The 12,775-nt window shown below is 67.0% G+C and carries 10 protein-coding genes and 1 pseudogene; 4 read left to right on the top strand and 7 right to left on the bottom strand.

What is annotated here, in order from left to right; translation table 11 throughout:
* Positions 1 to 424: 424 nt before the first annotated feature.
* Positions 425 to 1,624 (bottom strand): MFS transporter, encoded by a 1,200-nt coding sequence (locus tag N5D91_RS18150; protein WP_164162773.1) that lies wholly within the window; start codon positions 1,622 to 1,624, stop codon positions 425 to 427.
* Positions 1,625 to 1,696: 72 nt separating this feature from the next.
* On the opposite strand from N5D91_RS18150, the gene N5D91_RS18145 reads away from it, so the two are divergent.
* A complete protein-coding gene (locus N5D91_RS18145) occupies positions 1,697 to 2,494 on the top strand; it encodes a helix-turn-helix transcriptional regulator (protein WP_180854959.1) in 798 nt (265 codons plus the stop codon).
* Between the two features lie 100 nt (positions 2,495 to 2,594).
* Here N5D91_RS18145 and dnaJ read toward each other — a convergent pair whose 3' ends face one another.
* The 4 genes from dnaJ to hrcA form a co-directional block, all read right to left on the bottom strand.
* Positions 2,595 to 3,719, bottom strand: coding sequence for a molecular chaperone DnaJ (dnaJ, locus tag N5D91_RS18140; protein WP_014036853.1), 1,125 nt, complete (start codon positions 3,717 to 3,719; stop codon positions 2,595 to 2,597).
* Positions 3,720 to 3,873: 154 nt separating this feature from the next.
* A complete protein-coding gene (dnaK, locus tag N5D91_RS18135; RefSeq protein ID WP_110711990.1) occupies positions 3,874 to 5,799 on the bottom strand; it encodes a molecular chaperone DnaK in 1,926 nt (641 codons plus the stop codon).
* A 182-nt stretch (positions 5,800 to 5,981) separates the two neighbouring features.
* Positions 5,982 to 6,497: a nucleotide exchange factor GrpE gene (grpE, locus tag N5D91_RS18130; protein ID WP_180847157.1), complete on the bottom strand. Its 516-nt coding sequence runs from the start codon at positions 6,495 to 6,497 to the stop codon at positions 5,982 to 5,984.
* Between the two features lie 63 nt (positions 6,498 to 6,560).
* On the bottom strand, positions 6,561 to 7,625 hold the full coding sequence (hrcA, locus tag N5D91_RS18125) for a heat-inducible transcriptional repressor HrcA (RefSeq protein WP_008266321.1): 1,065 nt from the start codon (positions 7,623 to 7,625) through the stop codon (positions 6,561 to 6,563).
* A gap of 115 nt (positions 7,626 to 7,740) precedes the next feature.
* Here hrcA and recN point away from each other — a divergent pair, with 115 nt between their 5' ends.
* Positions 7,741 to 9,402, top strand: a complete 1,662-nt coding sequence (recN, locus tag N5D91_RS18120) for a DNA repair protein RecN (protein WP_180854958.1) — start codon at positions 7,741 to 7,743, stop codon at positions 9,400 to 9,402.
* A gap of 125 nt (positions 9,403 to 9,527) precedes the next feature.
* Here the strand turns inward: recN and N5D91_RS18115 are convergent.
* Positions 9,528 to 10,442 (bottom strand): annotated as a pseudogene (locus N5D91_RS18115) (LysR family transcriptional regulator); the annotation flags it as partial.
* A 97-nt stretch (positions 10,443 to 10,539) separates the two neighbouring features.
* Between N5D91_RS18115 and N5D91_RS18110 the strand changes: the two are divergent.
* Complete coding sequence (locus N5D91_RS18110) at positions 10,540 to 11,805, top strand: SGNH/GDSL hydrolase family protein (protein ID WP_279907323.1); 1,266 nt, start codon at positions 10,540 to 10,542, stop codon at positions 11,803 to 11,805.
* A gap of 64 nt (positions 11,806 to 11,869) precedes the next feature.
* On the opposite strand, the gene fur is transcribed toward N5D91_RS18110, so the two are convergent.
* Positions 11,870 to 12,277, bottom strand: coding sequence for a ferric iron uptake transcriptional regulator (gene fur / locus N5D91_RS18105; protein ID WP_005409235.1), 408 nt, complete (start codon positions 12,275 to 12,277; stop codon positions 11,870 to 11,872).
* A 103-nt stretch (positions 12,278 to 12,380) separates the two neighbouring features.
* Here fur and bamE point away from each other — a divergent pair, with 103 nt between their 5' ends.
* Complete coding sequence (gene bamE / locus N5D91_RS18100) at positions 12,381 to 12,773, top strand: outer membrane protein assembly factor BamE (protein ID WP_010484453.1); 393 nt, start codon at positions 12,381 to 12,383, stop codon at positions 12,771 to 12,773.
* The last annotated feature ends 2 nt before the right edge of the window (positions 12,774 to 12,775 follow it).

Below are 12,775 nucleotides of genomic sequence, written 5' to 3'. Positions count from 1 at the left end.
GGCATCCATGCCGCTGACACCCCGCAATCCGACACCGCCCCACCTTCGACAGGTTCACACGGCTGTTGGTAACTGCGGCTGTTGTTCCGCGCGGCTGTTGGTAGGTGTCGACCTTGGTCGACACATCTGTCAGACATCGAATGAGTCATCCACGCATGGCGTGGATCTACCGTGTCGACCAAGGTCGACACCTACCAGAGCAGTAAGCCGTTCCGGCAGATCACGGAAAACTGTCGAAGGCGGGGTGGGTCCGGTTGCAGGGGTGTCCGCGGCATGGATGCCGCGGCCAAGCCCCCAGGGATGGGTTTACGGCGTCCCCTGCAACCGGACCCACCCCGCCAACCCACGGATAGCCCGCTTCTGCTGTTGACGTTGAAGTTGCCTCTGCGGGTGCAGGGCTGCAAGCCCTGCAAACCCAACCCCCTCAGTGAGCAGCAGGCCGCGACGGTGGCAGCCAGGCCGCCACGATGCCGAGCAGCGGCAGGAACGCGGTCAACTGGTAGACGTACTCGATGCTGGTCTTGTCCGCCAGCAGGCCCAGCACAGCAGCGCCCAGCCCGCCCATGCCGAATGCGAAACCAAAGAACAGGCCGGACACCATGCCGATGCGGTGCGGCATCATCTCCTGCGCGTACACCACGATCGCCGAGAACGCCGACGACAGCACGAAGCCGATCAGCACCGCCAGCACGGTCGTCCACAGCAGATCGGCATGCGGCAGCATCAACGCGAACGGGGCCACGCCCAGGATCGAGGTCCAGATGATCGGCTTGCGGCCGATGCGGTCACCCAGCGGGCCACCAAGGAAGCCGCCGGCGGCGGACGCTACCAGGAACGCGAACAGATGCAGCTGGGCCTGCGCCACCGGGATGCCGAAGTGGTGGATCAGGTAGAAGGTGAAGTAGCTGCCGATGCTGGCCATGTAGAAGTACTTGCTGAAGATCAGCACCAGCAGGATCGCCAGTACCTTGGCCACGGTGCGCGGCGGATGCCGCGGCGCCATCGCAGCCGTGCTGACCGGTCGAGGCGTACCCAGATGCAACGCGTACCAGCGACCGACATAGGTCAGCAATGCGATGCCGATCAGGGCAGCACCGGCAAACCACGATGCAGCGTGCTGGCCATACGGCACGATCACTGCGGCGGCGATCAACGGGCCAAGCGCTGTTCCGAAATTGCCACCCACCTGGAACACCGACTGCGCGAAGCCGTGACGGCCGCCCGAGGCCAGTCGCGCGATGCGCGAGGCTTCCGGATGGAAGATGGCCGAGCCAATGCCGACCATCGCCGCCGCCATCAGCACCACCGCGTAGTTCGGTGCGAAGCCGAGCAGCAGCATGCCGCACAGGGTCGAGGCCATGCCGATCGGCAGCGAGTACGGGGCTGGGCGACGGTCGGTGGCCATGCCGATCAAGGGCTGGAAGATCGAGGCGGTAAGCTGGTAGGTCAGCGTGATCAGGCCGATCTGGGTGAAGCTGAGATTGAAACCGCCCTTGATCACCGGATAGATGGCCAGGATCAGCGACTGCATCATGTCGTTGACGACATGCGAGGTGGAGATGGCGGCCAGCACGCCGGGGGCCACCGGGCGTGAGGTCGTTGCGGGAGAAGCCAGGGTCGACATGGACACAGTCAGGTTGGGGGCGAGCCACGCATGCTACGGTGGGCTCCTCCTCCCTTCTGCCGCGTTCGGGTCATGGCATATCGCAAAAAGGACACTCCCTGCCCGGTCCGCGAGACTGCGCCGTGGAACGAGGTTCCGGTGCACCGTCCGGTGACCTGCCGCGCCCGCCACTACAAACCCGGCACCCACATCGCGCCCCACCGGCATCGCCGTCACCAGCTGGTGTTCGCCATGTCCGGACTGATGGTGGTGCGTGCGGATGGCGGCCGCTGGGTCGTACCCTCGACCCGCGCGATCTGGGTGCCGGCCGGCATGGCGCATGCGGTGGACTGCATTGCCGAAGTACACATGCGCAGCCTGTACGTGGAGCCGGATTTCGCGCCCCATCTACCGGACGAAGCGTTCGCGGTGCAGGTGGCGCCGCTGCTGCGCGAACTGCTGCTGGCCGCCAGCCTGATCGAGAGCGCACACGAAGAGGACAGCCGGGATGGCCGCGTGGTGCGCCTGCTGCTGGACGAGCTGCACCGCATGGACGTGCTGCCGCTGCACCTGCCCTCGCCCACCGACCCGCGCCTGCAGCGGATCTGCCAGCACATCCAGAAGCATCCCGGCGACGACGCCACCCTGCAGGACTGGGCGCAGGCGCTGCAGGTGGACGTGAAAACCATCCAGCGTCATTTCGCCAGCGAACTGGGCATGACCTTCGGGCAGTGGCGGCAGCAGGCGCGGCTGCTGGCCGCCCTGGAGCGACTGGCGGTCGGCGACAAAGTCATCGATGTCGCGCTGGCGATGGGTTACGACAGCCCCAGCGCGTTCACCAGCATGTTCAAGCGGCAGCTGGGGCAGACGCCAGCGGCGTTCTTCCGCTGATCCTTTGAACGGCATCCACGCATGGCCTGGATCTACTGCACCACAAACGACAACGCCGGGCATGGCCCGGCGCTATCGTTCATCGCTTCCGTCGAAAAACTCAGGACGTCATCCGGTCCCAGAAGCCCTTCACGCCATCCATGAAAGTGGCCGACTTCGGCGAATGCTTGCGCGCTTCCTCACCGACGAAGGTGGCTTCGAACTGCTCCAGCAGCTTGCGCTGTTCGTTGGTGAGGTTGACCGGGGTCTCCACCACCACACGGCAGTACAGGTCGCCCTCGCTGCGGCTGCGCACCGAACGTACGCCCTTGCCACGCAGGCGGAACAGCTTGCCGGTCTGGGTCTCGGCCGGGATGCGGATTTCCGCTTCGCCGCCGAGGGTCGCCACGCGCACGGTGTCACCCAGCGCCGCCTGCGAGATGCGGATCGGCACTTCGCAGTGCAGGTCGTCGCCATCGCGCTGGAAGATCGCATGCTCGCGCACGCGCACTTCCACGTACAGGTCACCCGGCGGCGTACCGGCCGGGCCGGCCTCGCCCTCGCCCTGCAGGCGGATGCGATCGCCGGTATCGACGCCCGCCGGCACCTTCACCGACAGCACCTTGTCTTCCTCGACACGGCCATTGCCGTGGCAGGTCTTGCAGGGCTTGGCGATGATCTGGCCGCGGCCGCCGCAGTTGTGGCAGGCCTGCTGCATGGCGAAGATGCCGCGCTGGATGCGCACCTGGCCGCGGCCATGGCACACGTTGCAGGTCTCGACCTTGCCGTCTTCGGAGCCACTGCCATCGCAGTCGCCGCACTCGGCCAGGGTCGGGATCTCGATCCGGCGCTCGACGCCGCGCACGGCCTCTTCCAGGTCCAGTTCCATCACGTAGCCGATGTCGGCGCCGCGACGGGCCTGGCGCGGACCACCGCCACCACCGCCAAAGATGTTGCCGAAGATATCGCCAAAGATATCGTTCATGTCCGGGCCGCCCGGACCGCCACCGCCCATGCCGTGCTCGAACGCGGCGTGGCCGTGGCTGTCGTACATGCGGCGCTTGTTGCCGTCGGACAGCACTTCGTAGGCTTCCTTGCACTCCTTGAAGGAGGCTTCGGCCGCCGCATCACCCGGGTTGCGGTCCGGGTGGAACTTCATCGCGCAGCGACGGTAGGCCTTCTTCAGCTCGTCGTCGGTGGCGGTGCGGGCAACGCCCAGCACTTCGTAGTAATCGCGCTTGCTCATATCGTGAATCGGGTTCCGGAAAGTCGGGATTCGTCAAAGCGGAAGAGCGGAACCAGGTCCGCTCTTGCGTCGGGCGCCCCGACACGCCGGTGGGCGGTCAGGACCCTGATGCGACAACGGGACGCTGATGGCCAGCGTCCCGTGTCGGTCCGGATCAGGACTTCTTGTCGTCCTTGACTTCGGTGAACTCGGCGTCCACCACGTCATCCTGCGGCTTGCCCGCATTGCCGGCGTCGGCACCCGGGGCGGCACCGCCCTGGTCGGCCGAAGCGGCCGCGAACAGCGACTGGCCGGCTTCTTCCAGTGCCTTCGACTTGGCTTCGATCTGCGCCTTGTCGTCACCCTTCATCGCGGTTTCCAGGTCGGCCAGCGCCGCCTCGACCTTGCCGATCACTTCGCCGCCGACCTTGCTGCCGTGCTCGGTGATGGCGCTACGGGTGCCGTGGATCAGGGCGTCGGCCTGGTTGCGGGCCTGCACCAGCTCCTGGAACTTCTTGTCTTCTTCGCGGTTGGCTTCCGCGTCGGCGACCATGCGCGCGATCTCTTCCTCGGACAGGCCCGAACCGGCCTTGATCTCGACCTTCTGTTCCTTGTTGGTCTTCTTGTCCTTGGCCGACACGTGCAGGATGCCGTTGGCGTCGATGTCGAAGGACACTTCCACCTGCGGCAGGCCACGCGGGGCCGGTTCGATGCCGGACAGGTCGAACTTGGCCAGCGACTTGTTGAAGCGGGCCTGTTCGCGCTCACCCTGCAGCACGTGCACGGTCACGGCCGACTGGTTGTCCTCGGCGGTGGAGAACACCTGCGAAGCCTTGGTCGGGATGGTGGTGTTCTTCTCGATGATCTTGGTGAACACGCCACCCATGGTCTCGATGCCCAGCGACAGCGGGGTCACGTCCAGCAGCAGCACGTCCTTGACGTCGCCGCCCAGCACGCCGCCCTGGATCGCAGCACCCAGTGCCACGGCTTCGTCCGGGTTGACGTCCTTGCGCGGTTCCTTGCCGAAGAACTCGGTCACCGCCTGCTGCACCTTCGGCATGCGGGTCTGGCCACCGACCAGGATCACTTCGCTGATGTCGCTCGAACGCAGGCCGGCATCATTCAGAGCGACGCGGCACGGCTCGATCGACTTCTTGATCAGGTCTTCCACCAGCGCTTCCAGCTTGGCGCGGGTCAGCTTGATGTTCAGGTGCTTCGGACCCGAAGCATCGGCAGTGACGTACGGCAGGTTCACTTCGGTCTGCTGGGCGCTGGACAGCTCGATCTTGGCGCGCTCGGCGGCGTCCTTCAGGCGCTGCAGGGCCAGCGGATCCTTGCGCAGGTCGATGCCCTGGTCCTTGTTGAACTCTTCAACCAGGTACTCGATGACGCGGTTGTCGAAGTCTTCGCCGCCCAGGAAGGTGTCGCCGTTGGTGGCCAGCACTTCGAACTGCTTCTCGCCGTCGACGTTGGCGATCTCGATCACCGAGACGTCGAAGGTGCCGCCGCCCAGGTCGTACACCACGATCTTGCGATCCTTGTTGTCACCCTTGTCCAGGCCATAGGCCAGCGCAGCCGCGGTCGGCTCGTTGATGATGCGCTTGACGTCCAGGCCGGCGATGCGGCCGGCGTCCTTGGTCGCCTGGCGCTGGCTGTCGTTGAAGTAGGCCGGCACGGTGATGACCGCTTCGGTGACCTTCTCACCGAGGAAGTCCTCGGCGGTCTTCTTCATCTTCTCCAGCACCTTGGCCGAGATTTCCTGCGGGGCCATCTTCTTGCCGTCGCTGGTGGCCACCCAGGCGTCGCCATTGTCATGGGCCAGGATGCTGTACGGGACGTGGGCGATGTCCTTCTGCACTTCGGCGTCGGTGAACTTGCGGCCGATCAGGCGCTTCACCGCATAGAAGGTGTTCTTCGGGTTGGTCACGGCCTGGCGCTTGGCCGAGGCGCCGACCAGGACTTCGCCGTCCTTGGTGTAGGCGACGATCGACGGGGTGGTGCGATCGCCTTCCGAATTCTCGATGACGCGGGCCTTGCCGCCGTCCATGATCGCCACGCACGAGTTGGTGGTGCCGAGGTCGATACCAATGATCTTGCCCATGGGGGAGACTCCTGAGGATGCTTGTTGGGGTCAGTCCGGCCGCTCGGCCGGTGGATGAATACGATGTGGGGGAGGCTCGTGGAACATTCAAGCCATCTCCCGAACGCTGTGTTCAGCGCCTGGAAAACCTTGCCAGGCATGGCCTGGCACGACCGGGACCGGGCATCGCCCGGCCCGGCCGATCAATCGGCGGCCACCACCACCAGCGCCGGCCGCAGCAGGCGCTCGTTGAGCAGGTAGCCCTTCTGGAACACGGTCACCACGCTGCCCGGGGCGGCGCCCGGGGTCGGCACCTGGCTGATCGCCTGGTGGTGTTCCGGGTTGAACGGCTGGCCGATCGGGTCCAGCAGGACCAGGCCATTGTCGGCGGCGACCTTCAGCAGCTGCTTGTAGGTCAGCTCCAGGCCTTCGCGCAGCGGATGCGGGTCGTCGCCCGCGGCCTTCAGGCCGGCATCCAGGCTGTCGAACACCGGCAGCAGCTCGCCCAGCAGCTTCTCGTTGGCGAACTTGCGGGCCTGCTCGATGTCACGGGCAACGCGCTTGCGCTGGTTCTCGAGGTCGGCGCGCTCACGCAGCGCATCGGCCTTGATCTGCTCGACTTCGGCGCGCAGGCGCTCCACTTCGTCGTTGACGCTGGCGGCGGCGGCCGCATCGGCGGCCGTCTGCTGGGATTCGATATCTGGATGTTCGTGGTTCATGTCTGGGTCCCTGGCGGTCAATCTCCGCCTCCACCCACCCTAGTGTGGGCGGGATGCTGCGTTTCAAGCGTCGGATGTTCCGGGAGTGCGCCCGGCCGGTGAAAAGGCCGCGCCGAGCACATCGGCGGTGGCCTGGACCAGCGGAATCATGCGGTCGTAGGCCATCCGCTTGGGGCCGATCACGCCCAGCACGCCCAGTACCTGGCCATTGGCGGTGTACGGGGCGGTGACCAGCGAGACCCCCTGCAGCGGCATCATCCCGGTCTCCTCGCCGATGAAGATGCGCACGCCCGGGGCCTGGATGGTCCGTTCCAGCAGCTGCAGGATCTCGCGCTTGCTGGAGAACAGCTCGAACAGCTCGCGCAGGCGCTCCAGGTCGGACAGGTCCTGCACCCCCATCAAGCGGGTCTGGCCGGCCACCAGCATGTCGTCAGCGGCCGGCTGCAGGGCCTGCTCGGCCAGTTCGATGCTGTGTGCCAGCAACTGCTCCAGTTCCGAACGGGCATCACGCAGCTCCAGCAGCAGACGGGTGCGGATCTCGGCCATCGGCAGGCCAGCGAAATGGGCATTGAGGTAGTTGGCGACCTGCTCCAGCTGGCCTGGCGCGAACTCCTGGCGGGTCTCGATGACGCGGTTCTGCACCTCGTTGTCGGCAAACACCAGGATCGCCAGCACCCGGCGCCCGTCCAGCGCCACGAAATCGATCTGGCGGAACGCGAACTGCTCGCGCCGCGGCGCGCTGACCACGCCGACGAAATGGCTCATCGCCGACAGCAGCTCCGAGGCGCTGCCGAGCAGGGCCTGGGTGCTGCCGCCGCCGGCCAGTTCCTGGCGCAACCGGGCCAGCTCGCCCTCGCCCGGCGGCTGCATCTGCAGCAGGCTGTCGACGAATACCCGGTAACCATGCGCGGTCGGGATGCGCCCGGCCGAGGTGTGCGGCGAGGCCAGCAGCCCCAGGTCTTCCAGGTCGCCGAGGATGTTGCGGATGGTGGCCGGGCTGACCTCCAGGCCAGCCACGCGCGCCAGCGTCTGCGAGCCGACCGGCTCACCGTCCTGGATGTAACGCGCGATCAGCGTGCGCAGCAGATGGCGCGCACGCGGGGCAAGCTGGTCGGGAGAACCGTGCATGGAATCAACCTGTGAGACACGGACACTAGATAATGGCGGCGCATCACCTTGGCAAGTCATTGGACCTCCCTCGCCCGCGTGCTAGCGTTGCGCGGCTGCTGATACCCCCTTACCCATGCTCAGACATCTTTCGATCAAGGATTTCGCCGTCGTCCGCGCCACCGAACTGGAGTTCGGGCCAGGCATGACCGTGGTTTCAGGCGAGACCGGCGCCGGCAAGTCGCTGATGGTCGACGCGCTGGGCTTCCTGTCCGGCCTGCGCGCCGACAGCGGCGTGGTCCGCCATGGCGCCGCGCGCGCCGAGCTTTCCGCCGAATTCGCGCTGGACCAGCTGCAGGCCGCGCGCCAGTGGCTGGCCGACAACGAGCTGGACGACGAGGAACAGTGCCAGCTGCGCCGCGTGATCCGCGCCGATGGCGGTTCGCGGGCGTGGATCAATGGCCGCCCGGTGACCCTGGCCCAGCTGGGCGACCTGGCCTCGCTGCTGGTGGAGATCCACGGCCAGCACGAACAGCAGGCCCTGCTGACGCGCCCGTCGCAGCTGGCCCTGCTGGATGCTTATGCCGGCAACGAGAACGAGCGCCGCCAGGTGCGTCGCGCCGCTGCGGCCTGGCAGGCCCTGGTCGACGAATCACTGGCGCTGTCGCAACAGGGCGACGTCAGTGACCGGATCGGCTTCCTGGAGCACCAGCTGCGCGAACTGGACCGCGAGGACCTGGAACCGGAGTCGATCGCCGCGCTCGGCGCCAGCCACCGCCGCCAGGCCCACGCCAGCGCCCTGCTGAGCGCCTGCCAGGCGGCCAGCAACCAGCTCAATGGCGACGACGGCAGTTCCGCGCTGGACCTGCTGCAGCAGGTGCGCCATGAGCTGTCGCGCCTGATCGAACACGACCCGCGCCTGGGCGAGGTGGACGGCCTGATCGAGAATGCCTCCATCCAGCTGCACGAAGCCCTGTCGCTGCTGGACCGGGTGCACGACGACCTTGATGCCGACCCGGAGCAGTTCGAGGAGAACGAGCGTCGCCTCGGCCGCCTGCACGACCTGGCCCGCAAGCACCGCGTGCCGATGGACGAGCTGGGCGCGCAGCGCGAGCGCATGCATGCCGAAGTGGAACAGCTGCGCGGCGCCGACGAACGCCTGCAGCGCCTGGCCGGCGAGATCGACAAGGCCGCCGCCGCCTGGCGCGTACAGGCCGAGGTGCTGACCGCCAGCCGTCGCAGCGCCGCTGCCGAACTGTCGGCCACCACCACCGGCATCATCGCCGAGCTCGGCATGGGCGGCGGCCAGTTCCTGATCGAGCTGGAACCGCAGGACGCCGGCAAGCCCGATCCGCAGGGTGCCGAACGCGTGGAATTCCTCGTCGCGGCCAACGCCGGCCAGCCGCCGCGCGCCCTGCGCAAGGTCGCCTCGGGCGGCGAACTGTCGCGCATCTCGCTGGCCATCGAAGTGGCCGCGCTGGACCTGGATGCAGTACCGACCATGGTGTTCGACGAAGTCGACTCCGGCATCGGTGGCGCGGTGGCGGACATCGTCGGCCAGAAGCTGCGCGCCCTTGGCGAGAAGCGCCAGGTGCTGTGCGTGACACACCTGCCGCAGGTCGCCTCCAAGGGCCATGCCCACTACCGGGTCAGCAAGGCGCCGGTGGACGGCATGACCCAGAGCGCAGTGGAGAAGCTGGACAGCAAGGCACGCGAGGAAGAACTGGCGCGCATGCTCGGCGGCGTGGAAGTGAGCAAGGAAGCGCGCGCCGCCGCACGCAAGCTGCTGCAGGTCTGAGGCCTGTTCGCGGTTATCCACGCATGGCGTGGATCTACAACGCGCGAGGTAGTACCGGCCGCTGGCCGGCAACGCAACACAGGTGAACGAAGATCATGAGGTTGCCGGCCAGCGGCCGGCACTACCCCCTGTGGCCGCGCCAGATCCACCGTTTCCACCAGAAAATCAAGGAAGGCGCGCACCCGCAGCGGCAGGTAGCCGCCCTGCCCCAGGAACACCGCATGCACCTCTTCCAGGTCACCGGGGTTGGCGTCTTCCAGCACCGGCAACAGGCGCCCGGCAGCGATGTCCTCCTGCACCTGGTAGGTCGCCAGCCGCGCCATGCCCAGCCCACCCAGCACCAGCTGGCGCAGCGCATCGCCGTTGCTGGCGCGAGCATTGCCACTGGGCAGCAGCATGCGTTCGCGACCGTCCTGCAACAGCGGCCAACCCTGCATCGCACGTGCGTGGCCGATGTCCAGCCGGTTGTGCGACTGCAGCTCCTCGGCGTTGCGCGGCAGGCCGTGCCGCTGCGCATAGGCCGGCGCGGCCACGATCATCATCCGCGTCGCGCCCAGCCGTCGCGCCACCAGGCTGGAGCTCTTCAGCGGGCCGGCCCGCACCGCCACGTCGGTGCGCTGCTCAAGCAGGTCGATCACCTCGTCGTTCAAGGTCAGATCCACCCCCACCTGCGGATTGCGCTCCAGGAATGCCGGCAGCAGCGGCAACAGGAAGTGCTGGCCGAACGGCACGTTGGAGTTGACCCGCAGCCGTCCGCGCGGCTCGGCATGGGCGCTGGCACAGCGCTCGGCCTCTTCCAGGTCGGCCAGCACGCGCAGGCCGCGCTCGTAGAACGCGCAGCCTTCCGGGGTCAGCTGCAGCTGGCGGGTGGAGCGTTGCAGCAGGCGCGTACCCAGCCGCTGCTCCAGCCGGGCCACCAGCTTGCTCACCGCTGATGGCGTCATGTCCAGGGTGCGTGCGGCGGCGGAGAAGCCACCGGTCTCGATCACCCGCACGAACACTTCCAGTTCGCCGGATCGGTTGATGTCAGGCCGCGCCATGATGATGAATCCGATTCATAGATGATTATCCATGCGCAGTCTAGTTCACAGATGAGCGGGAAATCACCATGGCGCTCCCTCCTCCCGGGATTGCCCGATGAACCGCTTCAACCAGCTCACCACCACCGCATTGATCGTCCTGTCCAGCGCAGCCAGCGCCGCCCCGGCCCCGCACTGGGTCGCCAGCTGGCAGGCCAGCCCGCAACCTGTCTGGGGCGCCGAATTCCTGTTCCCGACCCTGGTCCCGGCCACGCTGCAGGACCAGACGTTCCGGCAGACCGCGCGCATCAGCCTGGGCGGGCCCCGGCTGCGGGTGCGGCTGAGCAATGCCTACGGCACCCAGCCGCTGCGGATCGGGGCGGCCAGCGTGGCCGCACACGCGGGTGCCACCCCGCAGCCGCTCAGTTTCGACGGCCAGCCCGGCGTATCGATCGAGCCCGGTCAGGAACGGCTGAGCGATCCGCTGCCACTGGCCACGGAAGACCGCCAGGCGTTGCAGGTCAGTGTCTTTGTGCCGAGGCCGACGCCACTGCAGACCTTCCATTGGGAGGGCCGCCAGACCAGCTGGATCGCCGGCGCTGACCAGACCCGGGCACGCGACCTGCAGGGGGCCAGTTCCACTACCACCCGCCTGTTGCTGACCGGGATCGAGGTCGAGGCCGCCCACAGCGCACGCAGCGTGGTGGTGATCGGCGACTCGATTACCGATGGCGCCACCGCCAGCCTCGATCAGGACCAGCGCTGGACCGACCACCTGGCCGTACGCCTGGCTCCGCGCGGTGTAGCCGTGGTCAACGCCGGTATTTCCGGGGGGCGGCTGCTGCGCGATGGCATGGGCGAATCCGCCCTGGCCCGCTTCCGGCGTGACGTGCTGGATCAACCAGGCGTGGTCAGCGTAGTCGTGCTGATCGGCATCAATGACATCAGCTGGCCCGGCACCGCCTTCGCCCGGAACCAGGCCCGGCCCACGCTGGCCGAACTGCAGGCGGGGTATCGCACCCTGGCCGAACAGGCCCATCGACGGGGTCTACGCATCCTCGGTGCCACCCTGACGCCGTTCGCCGGCGCCCTGCCCGGCACGCCGCTGGACGACTACTACCAGCCGGAGAAGGAAGCACTGCGCCAACAGCTCAATGCCTGGCTGCGCAGCGACAGCCCGTTCGATGCGGTGATCGACCTGGATGCGGCGCTGCGTGACCCGTCCGACCCGTCACGGATGGCTGCCGCCTACGATTCAGGCGACCACCTGCACCCGGGCGATGCGGGCAACCGGGCGATGGCCGAGGCGGTGGATCTGGAGGTGTTGCTGGGTGCATCCGAAACCCCTGGGGTCAGAGCCCTTTCCCAGGGGAAAGGGCTCTGACCCCACCCAATGAAAAACCCCGGGCAAGCCCGGGGTTTCGTCGCATCCAGCTGGCTGGAACGGCTTACTTGCGCTTCTTGCGCACGTACAGCACCAGCGAGTGCTCTTCCAGCTCGTAGCCGTGGTCGGCCGCGATCTTGCGCTGCAGCTCTTCGATCTCGTGGCTTTCGAACTCGATGATCTTGCCGCTGTCCACGTCGACCATGTGGTCGTGGTGGCCGCCACGGTCCAGCTCGTAGACGGCCTGGCCGCCTTCGAAATTGTGCTTGAGCACGAGGCCGGCGGCCTCGAACTGGGTCAGCACCCGGTACACCGTGGCCAGGCCGATCTCGTCGCCGTGCTCCAGCAGCTGGCGGTAGATGTCTTCGGCGGTCATGTGGTGCTGGGCATTGCGCTGCTCGAGCAGCGCCAGGATCCGCATCCGCGGATGGGTCACCTTCAGGCCGACTTTACGCAGGTCGTGGGTTTCCATAGGTCTCCGTTCATTGGCGATTTAGCGCCAGCTGCCTCGGATTGGGTCGCGGTGGCACGCCGGGAGTGTATCATCGGTTTGATTTCCCCAACCGCCAGTCCCGATGCGCAATCTCCTGTTGGTCGCCGCCGTCGCCCTGTCCACCACCGGGTGCGGCATCATCTACAAGCAACCCATCTATCAGGGCAACCTGATCCGGGAAGATGCCGTGGCCAAGCTGCAGGTCGGGCAGAGCAAGCAGCAGGTCACTGCGCTGCTGGGCACCCCGTCCATTCCAGACCCGTTCCACGCCCAGCGCTGGGACTACACCTCCAGCCAGCGCGTGAACCGCCTGGGCCGTACCGAGGTGAAGAACTTCACCGTGTTCTTCGACAATGACAACGTGACCCGCTGGGAAGGCGATTACTTCCCGGGCAACGACAAGGCCCTGGCCCAGCAGACCGTGCGCCAGTTCGGCCGCAACCTGCCGAAGGACAAGAAGAAGAAGGGCCGCTGAGG

Source organism: Stenotrophomonas sp. GD03794 (assembly GCF_029842145.1).
Taxonomy (GTDB): Bacteria; Pseudomonadota; Gammaproteobacteria; order Xanthomonadales; family Xanthomonadaceae; genus Stenotrophomonas; species Stenotrophomonas riyadhensis.
Note: the sequence above shows the minus strand (reverse complement) of the source record. Positions and strands in the feature narration are given on the sequence as shown.

Coding starts and splice junctions, on each gene's coding strand:
- N5D91_RS18150 (WP_164162773.1), bottom strand. CDS start 1,624: ATGTCGACCCTGGCTTCTCCCGCAACGACCTCACGCCCGGTGGCCCCC.
- dnaK (WP_110711990.1), bottom strand. CDS start 5,799: ATGGGCAAGATCATTGGTATCGACCTCGGCACCACCAACTCGTGCGTG.
- N5D91_RS18145 (WP_180854959.1), top strand. CDS start 1,697: ATGGCATATCGCAAAAAGGACACTCCCTGCCCGGTCCGCGAGACTGCG.
- hrcA (WP_008266321.1), bottom strand. CDS start 7,625: ATGCACGGTTCTCCCGACCAGCTTGCCCCGCGTGCGCGCCATCTGCTG.
- dnaJ (WP_014036853.1), bottom strand. CDS start 3,719: ATGAGCAAGCGCGATTACTACGAAGTGCTGGGCGTTGCCCGCACCGCC.
- fur (WP_005409235.1), bottom strand. CDS start 12,277: ATGGAAACCCACGACCTGCGTAAAGTCGGCCTGAAGGTGACCCATCCG.
- grpE (WP_180847157.1), bottom strand. CDS start 6,497: ATGAACCACGAACATCCAGATATCGAATCCCAGCAGACGGCCGCCGAT.
- recN (WP_180854958.1), top strand. CDS start 7,741: ATGCTCAGACATCTTTCGATCAAGGATTTCGCCGTCGTCCGCGCCACC.
- N5D91_RS18110 (WP_279907323.1), top strand. CDS start 10,540: ATGAACCGCTTCAACCAGCTCACCACCACCGCATTGATCGTCCTGTCC.
- bamE (WP_010484453.1), top strand. CDS start 12,381: ATGCGCAATCTCCTGTTGGTCGCCGCCGTCGCCCTGTCCACCACCGGG.